The 16,679-nt window shown below is 74.0% G+C and carries 14 protein-coding genes; 9 read left to right on the top strand and 5 right to left on the bottom strand.

The window, feature by feature from the left end:
* Positions 1–91: 91 nt before the first annotated feature.
* From ACZ6KF_RS20775 to ACZ6KF_RS20740, 8 genes are all read left to right on the top strand, one after another.
* Entirely contained in the window at positions 92–898 is an 807-nt protein-coding gene (locus tag ACZ6KF_RS20775; protein WP_356635746.1) for an HlyD family efflux transporter periplasmic adaptor subunit, read from the top strand.
* A complete protein-coding gene (locus ACZ6KF_RS20770; protein ID WP_469239555.1) occupies positions 895–3,114 on the top strand; it encodes an NHLP family bacteriocin export ABC transporter peptidase/permease/ATPase subunit in 2,220 nt (739 codons plus the stop codon). The genes ACZ6KF_RS20775 and ACZ6KF_RS20770 overlap by 4 nt, the downstream gene beginning before the upstream one ends.
* A complete protein-coding gene (locus ACZ6KF_RS20765; RefSeq protein WP_469239553.1) occupies positions 3,114–5,933 on the top strand; it encodes an NHLP bacteriocin export ABC transporter permease/ATPase subunit in 2,820 nt (939 codons plus the stop codon). The genes ACZ6KF_RS20770 and ACZ6KF_RS20765 overlap by 1 nt, the downstream gene beginning before the upstream one ends.
* Before the next feature lie 105 nt (positions 5,934–6,038).
* Complete coding sequence (locus ACZ6KF_RS20760; protein WP_356635752.1) at positions 6,039–7,046, top strand: Ppx/GppA family phosphatase; 1,008 nt, start codon at positions 6,039–6,041, stop codon at positions 7,044–7,046.
* A gap of 47 nt (positions 7,047–7,093) precedes the next feature.
* Positions 7,094–7,276 (top strand): hypothetical protein, encoded by a 183-nt coding sequence (locus ACZ6KF_RS20755; protein WP_356635754.1) that lies wholly within the window; start codon positions 7,094–7,096, stop codon positions 7,274–7,276.
* Between the two features lie 149 nt (positions 7,277–7,425).
* Positions 7,426–8,439 carry an iron-containing redox enzyme family protein gene (locus ACZ6KF_RS20750; protein WP_469239552.1) on the top strand — a complete coding sequence of 338 codons (1,014 nt, stop codon included), beginning with the start codon at positions 7,426–7,428 and terminating at the stop codon, positions 8,437–8,439.
* A 12-nt stretch (positions 8,440–8,451) separates the two neighbouring features.
* Positions 8,452–9,114 carry a HemK2/MTQ2 family protein methyltransferase gene (locus ACZ6KF_RS20745; RefSeq protein WP_356635764.1) on the top strand — a complete coding sequence of 221 codons (663 nt, stop codon included), beginning with the start codon at positions 8,452–8,454 and terminating at the stop codon, positions 9,112–9,114.
* Entirely contained in the window at positions 9,095–9,292 is a 198-nt protein-coding gene (locus ACZ6KF_RS20740; RefSeq protein ID WP_356635758.1) for a CDGSH iron-sulfur domain-containing protein, read from the top strand. The genes ACZ6KF_RS20745 and ACZ6KF_RS20740 overlap by 20 nt, the downstream gene beginning before the upstream one ends.
* Before the next feature lie 241 nt (positions 9,293–9,533).
* On the opposite strand, the gene ACZ6KF_RS20735 is transcribed toward ACZ6KF_RS20740, so the two are convergent.
* Complete coding sequence (locus ACZ6KF_RS20735) at positions 9,534–9,971, bottom strand: subtilase-type protease inhibitor (protein WP_356628849.1); 438 nt, start codon at positions 9,969–9,971, stop codon at positions 9,534–9,536.
* A 319-nt stretch (positions 9,972–10,290) separates the two neighbouring features.
* Here ACZ6KF_RS20735 and ACZ6KF_RS20730 point away from each other — a divergent pair, with 319 nt between their 5' ends.
* Positions 10,291–11,460 (top strand): alpha-hydroxy-acid oxidizing protein, encoded by a 1,170-nt coding sequence (locus tag ACZ6KF_RS20730; RefSeq protein WP_356628851.1) that lies wholly within the window; start codon positions 10,291–10,293, stop codon positions 11,458–11,460.
* Positions 11,461–11,478: 18 nt separating this feature from the next.
* Here ACZ6KF_RS20730 and ACZ6KF_RS20725 read toward each other — a convergent pair whose 3' ends face one another.
* The 4 genes from ACZ6KF_RS20725 to ACZ6KF_RS20710 all read right to left on the bottom strand — a co-directional run bounded on the left by ACZ6KF_RS20725 (position 11,479) and on the right by ACZ6KF_RS20710 (position 16,441).
* Positions 11,479–13,068 carry a ricin-type beta-trefoil lectin domain protein gene (locus ACZ6KF_RS20725; RefSeq protein WP_469239550.1) on the bottom strand — a complete coding sequence of 530 codons (1,590 nt, stop codon included), beginning with the start codon at positions 13,066–13,068 and terminating at the stop codon, positions 11,479–11,481.
* Between the two features lie 315 nt (positions 13,069–13,383).
* Positions 13,384–13,761, bottom strand: coding sequence for a toxin Doc (locus ACZ6KF_RS20720; RefSeq protein ID WP_469239548.1), 378 nt, complete (start codon positions 13,759–13,761; stop codon positions 13,384–13,386).
* A 3-nt stretch (positions 13,762–13,764) separates the two neighbouring features.
* Positions 13,765–14,010 carry a hypothetical protein gene (locus ACZ6KF_RS20715; protein WP_356628857.1) on the bottom strand — a complete coding sequence of 82 codons (246 nt, stop codon included), beginning with the start codon at positions 14,008–14,010 and terminating at the stop codon, positions 13,765–13,767.
* Between the two features lie 187 nt (positions 14,011–14,197).
* Positions 14,198–16,441, bottom strand: a complete 2,244-nt coding sequence (locus ACZ6KF_RS20710) for a glycoside hydrolase family 9 protein (protein ID WP_469239546.1) — start codon at positions 16,439–16,441, stop codon at positions 14,198–14,200.
* Between the last annotated feature and the right edge of the window lie 238 nt (positions 16,442–16,679).

The raw sequence follows: 16,679 nt of genomic DNA, 5'->3' as shown, positions 1-16,679 counted from the left end.
GCCCGAGTGCCGCCGGGTCCCGGAGTCTCCCCCACGGCTCCGGGACTCGGCGGCTGCCGTCCCGCACGTCCACCCGGTGAGGGAAAGTCCCGTGCAGTTCCGCCAACAGGCCCTCGCCAAGCTCCAGTCGCCCGAGGAGCTGGACCTCCCGGTCCGTCTCGCCCGGCCGCAGGGCCGGTTCGTCCTGGCCGTGACCGTGCTGGCGCTGGCCGCCGCGTCCGTGTGGGCCGTGACCGGATCGGTCGCCACCACCGTCGCCGCGCCCGCCGTGCTGACCCACGGCAGGGGCAGTTACCTCGTGCAGAGCCCCGTCGCGGGCCAGGTGACCGCCGTGCTCGCCGAGGAGGGCGAACGGCTCCCCGCCGGCTCCCCGTTGATCAGGGTCCGCACGACGCGGGGCGAGACCGAGGTCCGCACCCTCGCCGCCGGCCGCGTGACCGCGCTCGCCGCCGACCTCGGCCGGATCGTCACCACCGGGGCGAACGTCGCCGCCGTCGAGAAGACGGCGCACGCCGGCGACCCGCTCTACGCGACGGTGTACGTCCCCGCCCACGACGCCGGCGCCATCCCCTCGAACGCGCCCGTCGACCTGACCGTGGAGTCGGTCCCCGCGCAGCGGTACGGCGTGCTGCGCGGCCGGGTCGAGTCGGTCGGCCGTTCCCCGCAGTCCGCGCAGACGATCGCGCGGTTCCTCGGCGACGACCGGTTCGGCGAGCAGCTCACGCGGAACGGCCGCCCGGTGGCCGTCCTGGTCCGCCTGGAGAAGTCGGCCAGGACGAAGAGCGGTTACCGGTGGTCGTCGGCGGGCGGGCCGCCGTACGCGCTCGCCTCCATGACCATGGCCACCGGCTCGATCCGGCTGGCCGACCGGCGTCCCGTCGATTGGCTGCTGCCGTGACCACCGCACAGGAGACCCGGGGCCGCCGCCGCGCCGCCCCGCCCCGGCGCGCGGTCCCCAAGAGCCGCCGGAAGGCGGTGCGCACGCCCACCGTTGTCCAGATGGAGGCCGTCGAGTGCGGCGCCGCCGCCCTCGCCATGGTCCTCGCCCACTACGGCCGGCACGTCCCGCTGGAGGAACTGCGCATCGCGTGCGGCGTCTCGCGCGACGGCTCGCGCGCCTCCAACCTGCTGAAGGCGGCCCGCGGTTACGGCCTGACCGCCAAGGGCATGCAGATGGACCTGGCCGCGCTCGCCGGGGTGAGGGCGCCCGCGGTGCTGTTCTGGGAGTTCAACCACTACGTCGTCTACGACGGCATGGGCCGCCGCTACGGCCGCCGCGGCGTCTTCGTCAACGACCCCGCCAAGGGGCGGCGTTTCGTGCCGATGGAGGAGTTCGACGGCAGCTTCACCGGCGTCGTGCTCACCATGGAGCCCGGCGACGGCTTCACCGAGGGCGGCCGGAGGCCGGGGGTGTGGGGCGCGATGCCCGCCCGGCTGCGCGGCACCGCCGGCACCCTGCCGGCCGCCGTACTGGCGAGCCTGCTGCTGGTCCTGGTCGGCGCCGCGGTGCCCGCGCTGAGCCGCACCTACATCGACACGTTCCTGATCGGCGGTCAGACCTCCCTGCTGGGCGTGCTGTTCACGTCCATGGCCGCCTGCGTGCTGCTCACCCTGGTGCTGACATGGCTCCAGCAGGCCAATCTGCACCACGGCCGGATCGTGTCCTCCACCCTGTCCAGCGCCCGCTTCCTGCGTCATCTGCTGCGGCTGCCGGTCACCTTCTTCTCCCAGCGCAGCCCCGCCGACCTGGTCCAGCGCCTCCAGTCCAACGACGCCGTGGCCGAGACGCTGGCCCGCGACCTCGCGACGGCCGGCGTGGACGCGGTGGTCGTCGTGCTGTACGCCGTCCTGCTCTACACCTACGACCCGCAGCTGACCTTCGTCGGCGTCGGCGTGGCCCTGCTCAACGTCGTCGCCCTGCGCGTCGTCGTACGGCTGCGGGCGACCCGTACGGCGAAGCTGCGCGCGGACAACGCGCGGCTGACCAACACCGCGTACACCGGCCTCCAGTTGATCGAGACGATGAAGGCGACCGGAAGCGAGGACGGCTACTTCCGCAAGTGGGCCGGACAGCACGCCACGACGCTGGAGGAGCAGCAGCGCCTCGGCGTGCCGAGCGCCTGGCTGGGCGTGGTCGCGCCGACGCTGGCGACGCTGAACAGCGCGCTGATCCTGTGGATCGGGGGGATGCGGGCGATCGAGGGGCACGTCTCGGTCGGTCTGCTGGTGGCCTTCCAGGCGCTGGTGACCCGCTTCACCGCGCCGCTGACCCGGCTCAACGGCGTCGCGGGCCGCATCCAGGACTTCGCGGCGGACGTGGCACGGCTGAAGGACGTGGAGGACTTCCGCGCGGACCCGCTGTACGCCCGCAGGACGGACGGGTCGGCGCGCCGGCTGCGGGGCCATGTCGAGCTGATCGACGTCTCCTTCGGATACAGCCCGCTGGACGAGCCGCTGCTGACCGGGTTCGACCTGACGGTCGCACCGGGGCAGCAGGTGGCCCTGGTGGGCGGCTCGGGCAGCGGGAAGTCGACGGTGTCCCGGCTGATCGCCGGCCTGTACACGCCGTGGGAGGGCGTGATCCGCATCGACGGGCGGCGGCTGGAGGACATCCCGCGCGGGGCGCTCGCGGCCTCGGTGTCCTTCGTGGACCAGGACGTGTTCCTGTTCGAGGGCACGGTCCGCGACAACGTCGCCCTGTGGGACCCGTCCGTGCCCGACGAGGCGGTGGTGGAGGCGCTGCGCGACGCGGCGCTGTACGACGTCGTGATGCGCCGGCCCGGCGGCATCCACAGCCCGGTCGAGCAGGACGGCCGCAACTTCTCCGGCGGTCAGCGCCAGCGCCTGGAGATCGCGCGGGCGCTGGTGCGCCGGCCGAGCATCCTGGTGCTGGACGAGGTGACCAGCGCCCTGGACGCCGAGACGGAGCTGGTCGTCATGGACAATCTGCGCCGGCGCGGCTGCGCCTGCGTGGTGATCGCGCACCGGCTGAGCACCGTGCGGGACAGCGACGAGATCGTCGTCCTGCAGCACGGCGCGGTCGTGGAGCGCGGCCGGCACGACGAACTGCTGGCGCGCGGCGGGGCGTACGCGGCGCTGGTCGGGGAGCGGTGATGACGGTCTCCCACGACGGCGGCGATCTCGTCCTCGGCGCGTTCGGATCGCTGGGCGAGCCGGTCGACTGCTCCGGGTCCGCGCGGCTGGACCTGGCGGGGCCGCAGGTGCTGTGGCTGGTGACGGCGGGTGCGCTGGACGTGTTCGCGGTGGACGCGGCGGGGCAGGGTCACTGGCACCACCTGGGCCGGCTGGAGGCGGGCGCGCTGCTGCTCGGCCCGGTCGAGGGGGCGCGGCACACGCTGGTGGCCCGGCCGGTGCGGGACTGCGTGGTGCGCCGCATCGGGTTGCGGGAGCTGTACCGGTCGGCCGCCGAGCAGAACTGGTCGTACGACGCGTACGGCGTCCCGCAGTACGCGCCCCCGGCGGCCGGTCCGCCGGAGCACGCCCTCTCGCTGGGCGTCGGCCGCGGTCTGTCGGTCCTCTTCCAGGCGCCGGCCGGCGGCGATCCGGCCGCCGGGGTGACCGACGAGGACGTGTTCTGGATGCGGGTGCCGCCGGGCGGCGTGCGGTACGGCTCGCCGTACGGCACACAGGCCGCCGCCGACCTGCTGGTGGACCCGGCGGTGTGGCAGGGCATGGTCGAGCAGCAGTACCGGCTGCTGACCGTGCTGGACCGCTGGATCGAGCAGTTGGAGCGGGCCCACGAGGCGCGCACGGCCGCCGGGATCAGGGCCGGTGAGCAGGCGCGGTCGCAGGCCGACCGGACGCTGCTCGCGTCGATCGGCGGCGCGTCGGGGAGGCGTACGACGGCCGCCGACGCGGACGCCACCTTCGCGGTGTGCGAGCTGGTCGCCCGGGCGGCCGGGATCGTGCTCGCCGACCCGGCGCGCGGCGGCGCGGAGAGCGAACGCCTCGACCCGGTCGAGCGCATCGCCCTCGCCTCCCGGGTGCGCACCCGTGCGGTGCGGCTGGAGGACGGCTGGTGGCGGGAGAACGTCGGCCCGCTGGTCGGTCGCCGCGCCCTGTCCGGGGCGCCGGTCGCGCTGCTGTGGCGGCGCGGCGGCTACGCGGCGGTGCATCCGGCGACCGGCCGGGAGACACCGGTGGAGAAGGCCAACGCGGCCCAGTTCGAGCCGCGCGCGGTGATGTTCTACCGGCCGCTGCCGCAGCGCCCGCTGGGGCCGCTCGGGCTGGCGCGGTTCTGTCTGCGCGGGGCCCGCGGCGACCTGGCCGCGCTGCTGCTCGCCTCGCTGGTGACGGTGGCCGTGGGCGCGCTGGTGCCCCTGGCCACGGGCCGGGTGCTCGGCGAGTACGTGCCGAAGGCCCAGGCCGGGCCGATCGCGCAGGTCTGCCTCGCGGTGCTGGTCGGCGGGGTGGTCGCGGCGGCGTTCCTGCTGCTGCAGAACCTGACCATCCTGCGGCTGGAGGGCCGTATCGAGGCCACGCTCCAGCCGGCGGTGTGGGACAGGCTGCTGCGGCTGCCGACCGGGTTCTTCGCCGGGCGCTCCACCGGGGAGCTGGCCAGTGCGGCCATGGGGGTCGGCGCGATCCGCCGGCTGCTCGCGGGCGTGGGCCCGACGCTCGCCCAGTCGGCGACGGTCGGCGCGGTGAACCTGGGGCTGCTGCTGTGGTTCAGCGTGCCGATGGCGCTGGCGGCGATCGGGATGCTCGTCGTGGTCGCGGGCGTCTTCCTGGGACTGGGGCTGTGGCAGGTGCGCTGGCAGCGGCGGCTGACGGTGCTGTCCAACAAGCTGAACAACCAGGCCTTCCAGACCCTGCGCGGGCTGCCGAAACTGCGGGTGGCGGCGGCCGAGAACTACGCCTACGCCGCCTGGGCGGCCGAGTTCGCGCGCAGCCGCGAGCTGCAGCAGCGGCTGGGCCGGGTCAAGAACCTGACCGCGGTGCTGGGCGCGGTGCATCTGCCGCTGTGCTCGCTGCTGATGTTCATGCTGCTGGCGGGCCCGGCGCGGGGGGCGATGTCCGCCGCCGACTTCCTCGCCTTCAGCACGTCGGTGACGATGCTGCTCACCTCGGTCACCCAGATCACCGGCGCGTTCGTGTCGCTGGCGGCGGCGCTGCCGCTGTACGAGCAGATCAAGCCGGTGCTGCGGGCGGCGCCCGAGGGCGGCACGGGCAGGACCCGGCCGGGTCCGCTGACGGGGGCGCTGGAGGCGCGGCGGCTTTCGTTCCGTTACTCCGACGACGGCCCGCTCGTCCTGGACGACGTGTCGTTCGAGGTGCGGCCCGGCGAGTTCGTGGCGATCGTCGGGCCGAGCGGCTGCGGCAAGTCCACGCTGCTGCGGCTGCTGATCGGCTTCGACCGCCCGCTGTCGGGCAGCGTGCTCTACGACGGCCAGGACCTGGCCGCGCTGGACCGGTCCGCCGTGCGCCGCCAGTGCGGGGTGGTGCTCCAGCACGCGCAGCCGTTCACCGGGTCGATCCTGGACGTCATCCGCGGCACGGAGCCGTACACGCCCGAGGAGGCGACGGCGGCGGCGGAGATGGCCGGGCTCGCCGAGGACATCGCGCGGATGCCGATGGGGCTGCACACCGTCGTCGCGGGCAACGGCGCGATCTCCGGCGGGCAGCGTCAGCGGCTGATGATCGCGCAGGCGCTGATCCGCCGCCCGCGCATCCTCTTCCTGGACGAGGCGACCAGCGCCCTCGACAACGAGACCCAGCGGCGGGTCATCGAGAGCACCAAGGCCCTCGACGCCACCCGCGTCGTCATCGCGCACCGGCTGTCGACCGTGCTGGACGCCGACCGGGTCGTCGTGATGGAGCACGGAAGGATCGCCGAGCAGGGCCCGCCCGGCCGGCTGCTCGCGGACCCGGCGGGCCGGCTCCACGGGCTGGTACGCCGCCAGATGGCCTGAACGTCCGGTCGCATCCCCGGCGCATTGCCGCACGGATGAGGGCGCACGGGCGCGGATGGCGGTTCGGCGGGACTGGTGTCCGACCCGACCGGGTACCCGCTGCACATGCGAATCAGCGTGGTCGACGTGGGATCGAATACGGTCCGCCTGGTCGTGGCGGACGCGGACGACGGAGTGCCGCTGCCGGTCCACACCGCCAAATGGCGCCTGCGCCTGTCCGAGCAGGTGAAGCCCGGGGAGGCGATTCCCGAGGAAGCGGTCGAGCGGCTGGCCGAAGCGGTGTCCGAGGCGAGCCGCACCGCGGCCCGGTGGAAGGCGGCCGAGCCGCTCGCCTTCGCGACGGCCGTGGTGCGCGGCGCCCCGAACCGCCAGGAGGTGCTGCGCACGGTCCGCACGCGCACCGGCGTCGACCTGTGCACACTGCCCGGTGAGGTGGAGGCGGAGCTGACCTTCCTCGGGGCGCGGCGCTGGATGGGCTGGCGGTCGGGGCCGCTCGCGCTGATGGACGTCGGCGGCGGCGCCCTGGAGGTGGCGTTCGGCCGGGGCCGGCTGCCGGACTTCGTGGCCGCGCTGCCGCTGGGCGCCGGGCGGCTGACGCACGAGTTCTTCGCCGGGCAGGACCCGCCGACGCCGGAGCAGGTGCGGGCGCTGCGCCGCAAGCTCCGTCACCAGCTGCGCGACGTCGCCGCGCGGATCCGCTGGGAGGGGCCGCGCACCGCGGTGGCGACCTCCAGGACCTTCCAGCAGCTGGGCCGGCTGTGCGGGGCGGCTCCCGGAAGACGCGGGCCGTTCGTCGAGCGGCAGTTGCACCGCTCCGACCTGCGGGAGGCGGCGGCCCGGCTGGCCGCGCTGCCCGCCGCCGAGCGGGCCCAGCTGCCCGGCATCTCAGCCCCGCGCGCCGAGCAGAGTCTTGCGGGCGCGGTGATCGGGCACACGGTGATGAAGCTGACCGGACTGAAGACGGTCACGATCTGCCCCTGGGCGATCCGCGAGGGCGTCCTGCTGCGGCACATCGAGGACGGCGCCGCCTGGTGGGCGGAGATGTGCCGGCTCAGCGAGGAGACCGTCCCGCCGGACCCCGTGCCGCTGCGGATCGCGTCCCTCACGTCCTGACCGCACCAGAACGCATCGATAAGACGAGAAGGCAAGGAGTGCCGCCCGTGTCCGACGCCGACAAGCACGACGACGACCGCCCGGAGACCGCCCTGGAGGAGGTCCTGCACGAGATCCGCGACGCCGGGACCCGCTCCGACGACTCCCCCGAGGACCGCCGCCACCGGGGCGAGGCGGGCGAGGCGATCACCCCGAACACGGACGCCCAGGAGCAGTCCGAGGGCGAGTGAGGCCGGGCCGGGCCGGGACGACGCCCACGGGGCCGACCGCCCGGCTCCCGGTCACCCGTCCGGCCGGCCTGCCCCCACCCCGCGGATCCAGGTCAGCCGTACAGCCCTCGTCCAGGCACGTTCCCGCCCCCGCCGGGTACTCGCTCCGCATGACGCACGACCTTCCAGGACCACGCCTGCCCTCCGCCCGCGGCCCGCTCTCGGCCGCCGTGATCGACCATCTGCCGGACGCCGGACCGCTGCCGGGACCCGAGGACGTCGCCGGGGCGGACCCCTTCGGCGACGATCTGCAGCTCGCCCTCTACGTCTGCTACGAGCTGCACTACCGCGGTTTCGAGGACGTGCCCGCCGACCGGGAGTGGGACCCCGACCTGCTGCGCGCCCGCGCGGCCCTGGAGCGGCGCTTCCTGACCGCCCTGCGCGACGGCGCCCGGGTGCACGACGACCTCGACGACGCGCTGGCGGAGCTGCTCGTCGAGCCGGTCGACGGCACGGGCGTCAGCCACTTCCTCCGGGACAAGGGCGAGCTGTGGCAGCTGCGCGAGTACGCGGCACAGCGCTCCCTCTACCACCTCAAGGAGGCCGACCCGCACGCCTGGGTGCTGCCGAGGCTCTGGGGCCGGGCCAAGGCGGGCATGGCGGCCGTGGAGTTCGACGAGTACGGCGGCGGACGCGCCGACCGGGTGCACGCCCGCCTGTTCGCCGACCTGATGACCGACCTCGACCTGGACACGACGTACGGCCGCTATCTGGACGCGGCCACCGCCGAAGCCCTCGCCACGGTGAACCTGATGTCCCTGTTCGGTCTGCACCGCTCGCTCCGGGGGGCCCTGGTGGGCCACTTCGCCGCCGTGGAGATCACCTCGTCGCCCGGGTCCCGGCGGCTGGCCGAGGCGATGCGCCGCACCGGGGCCGGCCCCGCCGCCGAGCACTTCTACGACGAGCACGTCGAGGCCGACGCGGTGCACGAGCAGGTCGTACGGCACGAGGTGATCGGCGGCCTGCTGGAGGAGGAACCGCACCTCGCCCCGGACCTGGCGTTCGGCATCGACGCGACCGTGTACGTCGAGGACCGCCTCGGGGCCCGGCTGCTCGCCGACTGGGAGGCCGGGCGGTCCTCGCTGCGCACGCCGCTGACGTGCGATGCCTCCCATACTCCGTGACGACCGGGGTACCTGGGTTCCGTGAATCCTCTGGTACCTCCCGGGGTGTACACCCCGCAGGAAGACACCGCCCTCCTGGCGGACGCCCTGTACGACGAGCCGCTCCCGCCGGGTGCCGACGTCCTCGACGTCGGCACCGGCACGGGGGCGCTCGCCCTGGAGGCCGCACGCCGCGGAGCGCGGGTGACGGCCGTGGACGTGTCGTGGCGGGCGGTCGCCGCCGCGCGGGTCAACGCCTGGCGGTGCGGGCTGCGCGTCCGCATCCGGCACGGGCACCTGTTCGCGCCGGTGCGCGGGCAGCGATTCGATCTGATTCTGGCCAACCCGCCGTACGTGCCCGCCCCCGAGAGCGGCGGGAGGCCGCGGGGGGCGGCGCGGGCGTGGGACGCGGGGGCCGACGGCCGGCTCGTGCTGGACCGCATCTGCCGGGAGGCGCCAGGGCTGCTGCGCCCCGGCGGGGTACTGCTGATCGTCCACTCGGCGCTCAGCGATCCCGGCCGCACACTGCAGCATCTGCGCGGCGTGGGGATGAAGGCGACGGTGACCCAGCGGCGCCGTATCGCCTTCGGCCCGGTCCTGCGCGGGCGGGCCGACTGGCTGCGCCGGCGCGGGCTGCTGGCGCCCGACGAGGACAAGGAAGAGCTGGTGGTCGTCCGTGCCGAACTCCCCGTCTGACGCGCCGCGCCGGATCCAGGTCCGGCGCAAGGGGCCCCTGCTGGTGGAGGGGCCGGTCGAGGTGGAGCTGGAGGACGGCACCACCGTGTGCTCCGACCGCTTCCGCGTCGCGCTGTGCACCTGCCGCCGCAGCCGCCGTTATCCGTGGTGCGACACCAGCCACCGCGACCGCGGTTAGGTCTTCCGTTCGAATCAGGCCACGGACGCGGGGGCCGGCACGCACATCGGCCACCGCGGTCGGTGACCGCCGACGGTCGCCGGCCGCGGTGGCCGAAGAGAATCCCGGGGTCCGGCGGGCGGCCCCACTCCGCCCGCCGGACCCCGAGCGAGACCACCGGGAGCCTCGTGACGCGAGCCCGCACTCCCCAGCTACGGGCCGCTCGCGGCAGTCAGCCGGCTCCCCGCGATCCCGGTCCGGGTCAGAACGCGAAGATGCTCGTTCCGTAGGTGTTCTTCTCGCACTCGTTGGCGAAGGTCCGTTCGTAGGACACGTACCGGCCCTGCCAGACGCCGTCGACCGTGACGACCACGGGCTCGTACTCCCGGGTGCACCACACGCCCGGCGTGCTCTGCAGGGTGCCGAGGTCGCCGTCCGCGGCGCGCAGGTCGGCGCACGCCCCGACGGCGTTCGGGTGGGTGCCCGAGGGCCTGGGCGCACAGCTCAGGGTCACCGCGCGTTCCGGGGTGGAGGTCGCCGCGGTCTCGCCGTGGCCCACGGTGAGGACCAGGGCCGAGGGGGCGTGGAGCGAGGCCGGGGCGGTGCCGGGAGCGGCCTGCGCGGCCCCGGTCAGGGGTACGCAGACGGCGGTGGCGGTGAGGCCGAGGAGGGTCGCTGCCCAGCGCGCGGGGTTCCGCATTGTGTGCATCCTTCCGCTCGATGATGAGAGGCCGGCGGGCGACGGATCGGTGCCCGACCGGCGAGCGCGAGTCTGCCGAGTCCGCCGAGGAAACACACCTCGACCCCATGCGTTTCGGTAACCTTGCGTATTGAATCAGTGGCGGGAAGTCACGTAATTCGAACGTTACAACCCCCCAACCGCGCGGTTCTTGATCGCGTTCGATGGCCGAATGGCCGAAAAACACCGTCTTCTGATTCGGCCGGAAACGTTCCGAACGAGCCCCTTCTGAGGCATCGTCGGCGGCGAGCGGCTCGACGGCGAGAGGCGGGGACCGGCGGTGGGCAGGCACTGGGCGGACTTCCAGTACGAGATCTATCTGGGCGGCATGACGGGGGCGGTCCCCCGGCTGCCCACGGACCCGACCCGGCTGGAGGAACTGACCGAGCGACGGCTCGGGCCGGGTCCGGTCGGCTATGTGGCGGGCAGCGCGGGGGACGGCAGCACCGCCCTGGCGAACCGGGCCGCGCTGGAGCGGCGGCGGATCGTGCCGCGGATGCTGCGGGACGTCCACGAACGGGACCTCACGGTCGAGGTGCTGGGCCGCGCCCTGCCCGCGCCGCTGGCGCTGGCGCCGGTCGGCGTGCTGTCGATCATGCATCCGGACGCGGAGCCGGCCGCGGCACGGGCGGCGGCGGCGCACGGGGTGCCGTTCGTGCTGTCCTCGGCGTCCAGCACGCCGATGGAGGAGGTCGCCGAGGCGATGGGCGACGCCGAGCGCTGGTTCCAGCTGTACTGGGCCAAGGACCGCGAGGTGACCCTGAGCTTCCTGAACCGCGCGCGGGCGGCGGGGTTCTCCGTGCTGGTCGTGACCCTGGACACCCCGCTGCTGGCCTGGCGTCCGCGCGATCTCGACCAGGCGTACCTGCCGTTCCTGCACGGGGTGGGCGCCGCCAACTACTTCACCGACCCGGCGTTCCGGGCCGGGCTGGCCAAGCCGGTGCACGAGGACCCGAACGCCGCTGTGCTGCACTTCGTCGGCATGTTCGCGGACCCCGGCAAGACCTGGCCCGACCTGGCGTTCCTGCGGGAGAACTGGGACGGCCCGATCGTCGTGAAGGGCGTGCTGCACCCGGACGACGCCCGGGCCGCCGCCGACGCCGGCATGGACGGCGTGGTCGTGTCCAACCACGGCGGCCGTCAGGTGGCCGGCGCGGTGGCGGCGGCCGACGCGCTGCCCGGGGTGGCGGCGGCGGTCGGGGACCGGCTGACGGTCCTGTTCGACAGCGGGGTGCGCACGGGGGCCGACGTCTTCAAGGCGCTCGCGCTGGGCGCGCGGGCGGTCCTGCTGGGGCGGCCGTACGTGTACGGCCTGGCCCTCGACGGTCAGGCGGGCGTGGACCACGTCATCCGCTGCGTCCTGGCCGAACTGGACCTCACCCTCGCCCTGTCGGGCCACGCCGCCCCGGCCGGCGTGACCGCGGCCGACCTCTTCGAGGGACCCGCCTGACCGGGGCCGGCGCGTCGGTCACCGGCCGCCGGTCAGCTCGGCCGGGCGGGCGGAGGGGGCGGCGCGTTCGGCGACGGAGAGCGAGCCGGAGGCGGCCGGGCCGGGGTCGGTGAGCCAGCGCTGGGACGGGGAGCCGTCGCGGACCCTGACGACGACGTCGGCGCCCGTCTGCGCGGCGGTGGGCGACAGCGCGAGCCGTACGTCCCGGCGGGGCAGCAACTCGCCCCGGGCGGTGAGGTCGTAGCGCACGTCGCCGCCGCGCGCCTGTCCCGCATCGGCGCACGCGCCGAGGACGACGACGCCGGCGTCCGCCCGCGAGTCCAGGCACAGCCCCGGGTCGGCGGCGCTGCGCAGCAGCCCGTCGGTCTCGTACGACCACCGCTGGGTGAGGTCGTCGGAGCAGGCCGCCAGCTGGGTCCCGGCGCCGGCCCGGGGCTCCCCGGCGACGTCGAGGCACAGCCGGGACGGGAGGCTCCGCAGCCGCGTCTGCGGGGGGCCGGCGGGCAGCCGGGCGGCGCCGGGCGGGGTGCTCGACGGGGCGGGCGGGGTTCGCGGGCCGGCGCCCGGGGCGACGGCGCCGTCGGTGGCGCCGGACGAGGCGGCGGGGTCGGTGCCGGCGTCGGAGGACGACAGGGCGGTGGCCAGGACCGTGCCGAGCAGGGCGGCGGAGGCGATGCCGACGCCGGTGCGCAGGGCCCGCGAGGAGCGTCCGGCGAGGCCCGGGACGCGGTCCAGGACACGGGGGCGGCCGGCGTGACGGGCGCGCGGGCGGTGCGGGGTGCGGCCGGGCCGGGAGTCGAGATAGCGGCGGGCGCCCCAGCCCAGGACCGCCTCGGTGAGCAGGATGCCCAGCCGGTCGTCGAAGTGGCCGAGCTGGTCGGCGGCGTCACGGCAGTGGCGGCAGTCGTCCAGATGGCGCTGGACGTCCGGCAGCAGGCCTGCGCCGCGGCGGATGGGGACGTCGAGGAGACGGTTGTGGAACCGGCAGTCGTCGCTCGGCGCGAGTTCCCGGTGGGCGCGGGCGCAGGCCCGGCGGAATTTCTCCCGTGCCTGTTCGGCGGTGGCCGTCGCGGTGTCGGTGTCCGTGCCGATCAGGGCGGCGGCGAAGTCGGCGGTCTCCGCCTCGACCTCGATGTGCCACAGCAGCGTGCGCAGCGGTCCGGGAAGGGAATGGAAAGCGCGTTCGGCCAGCTTGCGGTTTCCCGGTGTCATGGAGTGGGCCGCGCGCATACCGCGTCCCCCCGCGGGTTTGCGCAACACCCCGAGCGTCGCGGATATCCGTTCGTCGGCGGCCCAGGCGCGGACGGTGTCCCGCACGGCGACCAGGAGGGCGGGGCGCAGCGCGGCGGCCGGTTCTCCGCGGGTGAGGCGGTCGAGAACCTGGTGGAAGGCGGCGGTGGTGACCGTGTCGGCGGCGTGCGCCGAGGAGGCGAGGCAGATCACCGCGTAGTCGTGCGCGGCCTGCCGGTGCCGGGCGATCAGCAGGGCGGTGGCATGGGCGACGTCGGCGTCACGGGCGCCGCTCAGCCGGGCGGCGAGGGACTCGTCGGTCGCGCCGGGCGCCCCGCCGGGCAGGTGCGGAGGGCGGGCGGGGTGGGGGGTGGGCACTGAGCGGATTCCTTCCCACGCTGGACGCACGAGGGTGGTCGTTCGCCGAAAAGGGGCCCGGGCTTGGTGCGTACCTTTTGGCGGCGCGGGGGCGCGAATCCGCCGTCCCGGCTTTTTCCTCCCCCGCCGGGAGGGCTCACCTTTTCACACGACGCTCACGGCCAACAAGGCGCTCGGGTGATATCGGCCTTGTGGAAACGGTGAGGAATAGGCGGCGGGCGGACGCGGGTCACGGACGCTTCGGTTATTGACGGAAGTGGATTCACCCGCCGTTCGCCGGGTTTCGCGGCGCAGCCCGGGCTTTGCCGGCAACCGTCAGATCTGCCAGGAACGCAGCCGGTCCGCGGCGCCGTAGACGTCGGTCCTGCCGTCGATGAGGTCGCGGACGAGGTCGACGAGCGCGCCGTAGGGCGGGTCGATGCCGACGCCGCTGACGAACATGTAGGCCACCGCGGTCGCGCAGGCGAAGCGGGCGTTGGCCGCCGGCAAGGGCTTCAGCAGCGCGATGGTGTGCAGCAGGGCCGCGGCCCGCCAGGCCGGGTCGGAGTTCACGCCGAGCCGGGGCGGGTCGACGCGGTGCCGGGCGACGGCGGCGACGAGCGCGGAGAAGTCGTTGACGGTGGGCTGGTCCGGCAGGACCTCTTCGTGCCGCTGGAGCAGCCAGGGCACGTCGATGTGGATGACAGACGCCATCGGTCAGGCGGCCCGTCCCTCGCCGCCCGCGGGCGGCTCGTCGTCGGGGAAGGCGGCGGCGAACTCGTCGGCGTGCGCCGAGAAGAACCGGCGGAACGCCTCGGCGCCCTCCTGGAGGGCACGGTGCCGCGCTATGTCGGCCGCGGCCGCTTCCCGTACGAGGGCCTTCATGGACGTACCGCGCTCCTTGGCGATCTGACGCAGGTCCTCCAGCTCACGATCGCTGAACTCCACGTTGAGGGCTGGCATGCGTTCCACGGTACCGCGCCGGTACTCGGCAGTAAATGGCCGCAGCTCACAGCGGTGGGCGCACGGTACCTCCGGGCAAACGGGAGCGGTCGGAATGTGACGGCGTCGGGTCGTTTCCGACCGTCCGCCGCCGCATTCCGACCGCTCAGGGGACTACTCGCGAACTATCCGCGACTGCTGGTGCGGATCAGGCCTGGTCGGCGACGAAGGCCGCCATCCGGGCGAGCGCCGCGTTCCAGTTGATGGTCAGCTCGTTCGTGGACCACGACTGGATGTCGTCGATGAAGCAGAACTGGGCGACGCAGCCCTGGAGCTTGCTCTGCGCGACGGGGTCCTGAATGCTCGAGTTCGGACCGCCCGAGAGCGAACCGGCCGGCGGGTTGGGCAGGTTCGGGTCGAGCTGGTGGGCGTACCAGCGGCTGTGCTGGTTGCGCACGTCGGCGTCGCCGTAGCCGGTGACGTACGACACGTTCAGCGCGTTGCGGCCCAGCACGTAGTCCATGCTCTGGACCGCGCCGTCCCGGTACTTCGAGCCGCCGGTGATGTCGTAGGCGGTGGCCAGCACCACGGCGTTGTTGAGCACCTGGTGGTTGGAGCCCCAGTCGTACCGGTTGCCGTCGGGCGCGTACGGCAGGCCGTACGGGTGCGCCTTCAGCGTGGCCAGGTAGCGGTCGGCGCCCTTGACGACGGACTGGCGGACCTTGTCCCGGCCGGGGAGCCGGTTGGGCACCAGGGCCAGGTCGAGCCGGCCGGCGGCCGCGGTGCGCGCCCAGTCGAACCCGGTCGGGCCCCAGATGTCGGCGGTGTGCACCGGGGAGCTCAGGATGTGGTCCTGGAAGGCCTTCTCACCGGTGGTGAGGTACAGCTGGGCGGCCGCCCAGTAGAACTCGTCCGCCACGTCCCGGTCGGGGTACGCGCCGCCGCCGATGCCGTCGTTCTCGTCCGCGTAGACGTCGGGGTGCTTCAGCGCCGCCGCCCAGGCCTTGCGGGCCGCGGTCAGCGCCTGCGCCGCGAACTCGCGGTCGTAGGGCTTGTAGAGCCGGGCCGCCTGGGCCGCGGCGGCGGCCAGGTTGAGGGTGGCCGCGGTGGTCGGCGGGTGCAGCTCACGCTTTTGCGGGTCGTCGCTCGGCATCAGCGGCAGCCCGGTCCACGCCTCGTCGTGGATCTTGTGGTGGGCCATGCCCGCCAGCGGCTGTCCGTCCGGGACCTGCATCTTCAGCAGGAAGTCCAGCTCCCAGCGGGTCTCGTCCAGGATGTCCGGGACGCCGTTGCCGCTCTCCGGGATGTTCAGGGTGCCGTCGCGGAACTTGCCCGGCTCCCCGGTGCGGGCGTACAGCGCGCGCTCGTAGGTGCTCAGCAGCTCCCAGGCGGATATGCCGCCGTTGACGACGTACTTGCCGTGGTCGCCGGCGTCGTACCAGCCGCCGGAGACGTCGAGCCGGTAGTCGCACACGCCCGGCTGGCACGGCACGTCGGTGTCGCCCTGGTTCGGCGCGACGCCCACGTGGCCGGCCTCACGGCCGTAGCCCGGGCGCAGGTCCTCGCGTATCGGGGTGCCGCTGCGCTGGGTGTAGTAGAACTTCACCGAGTCCAGGCGCAGCCGCTCGTAGGCGCGGGTCCCGATGTCGAACGGGCGGCTGGTCTCGCCGTCCGCGACGAGCATGAAGCCCTTGCCGGCCCGGCGGTAGGCGCCGAAGTCGATGGAGTGGACGTTCTGCCCCGAAGAGGCGTCCAGACCGCGCGGCACGCTCGCGCCCCGCGCCACCACGACCCCGTCGGCGTTCTTGAGCTGCCAGGGCAGCGGGTCGGCGGCGTCGGTGACCACGGTGGCGTTCTTCGGGCCGGCCGGCAGGTAGGCGAGCTGGTTGACGCGCACCCTGGGTCCGGTGTCGGGCTTGTACTCCTCCGGCGGCACCCCGCCGAGCAGGGACACGTCGTCCATGCAGAAGCGCCAGTCCTCGGCGGCGCCGCCGAGCTGGAAGCCGACCTGTCCCTGGGGGGTGTCGACGGGCGAGGTGAAGGTGTAGCTGTAGGTGTTGCCCGAGACGCTCAGCGCCGGACTGACCTCGAAGTACGTGTCGTACGGCGACACCGACAGGCCGACGATCGCCCGGACCACGTTGTCGGCGGGGGTGCCGGTGGCGCTGAAGGAGAAGCGGTACGACTCCCCCTTCACCAGCGCGATGTCGTTCTGGCCGACGGCCGCGTCCCAGCGGTTGGTGGTGCCGCCGGGCACGTCGGCGCAGAGCTTGCCGTCGGAGACGCCCGCGGTGACGTTGCTCGACGTCCACCAGGACTCGGTGCCGGAGTCGAAGGTGCCGTTCTTGACCTGTTCGACCTCGTCCGCCCCGGCCGGCGCCGCCGGGAGCGAGACGAGCCCTCCGGCCATCACGGCCGACAGGGCCAACAGGGCGGTCTTGCGTTTTCTCACGTCTGGGCTCCTCGTCGGAGATGCGGGTGACGCTGATGGGAGCGCTCCCATGCGCTGACGCGCCCCATGCTTGCCGTACTCATGTCATGGAGTCAACGGTCCGGACAGGACGGGATGGGAGCGCTCCCAAAAGCTGACGCCCGACATGCTTGTTGCACTCGTGTCGTGTCGTCAACGGTCGTGACGCGACAAATTCGACGAGGGCTTCGACGGAGCGGACGCACTAGGCTGGACCCGA

The organism is Streptomyces sp. NPDC046379 (assembly GCF_055587785.1).
Note: the sequence above shows the minus strand (reverse complement) of the source record. Positions and strands in the feature narration are given on the sequence as shown.

What these genes read in the sequence shown, in the direction of transcription:
- ACZ6KF_RS20760 (WP_356635752.1), top strand. Translation starts at nt 6,039, where the DNA reads ATGCGAATCAGCGTGGTCGACGTGGGATCGAATACGGTCCGCCTGGTC.
- ACZ6KF_RS20715 (WP_356628857.1), bottom strand. Translation starts at nt 14,010, where the DNA reads ATGCCAGCCCTCAACGTGGAGTTCAGCGATCGTGAGCTGGAGGACCTG.
- ACZ6KF_RS20765 (WP_469239553.1), top strand. Translation starts at nt 3,114, where the DNA reads ATGACGGTCTCCCACGACGGCGGCGATCTCGTCCTCGGCGCGTTCGGA.
- ACZ6KF_RS20735 (WP_356628849.1), bottom strand. Translation starts at nt 9,971, where the DNA reads ATGCGGAACCCCGCGCGCTGGGCAGCGACCCTCCTCGGCCTCACCGCC.
- ACZ6KF_RS20750 (WP_469239552.1), top strand. Translation starts at nt 7,426, where the DNA reads ATGACGCACGACCTTCCAGGACCACGCCTGCCCTCCGCCCGCGGCCCG.
- ACZ6KF_RS20720 (WP_469239548.1), bottom strand. Translation starts at nt 13,761, where the DNA reads ATGGCGTCTGTCATCCACATCGACGTGCCCTGGCTGCTCCAGCGGCAC.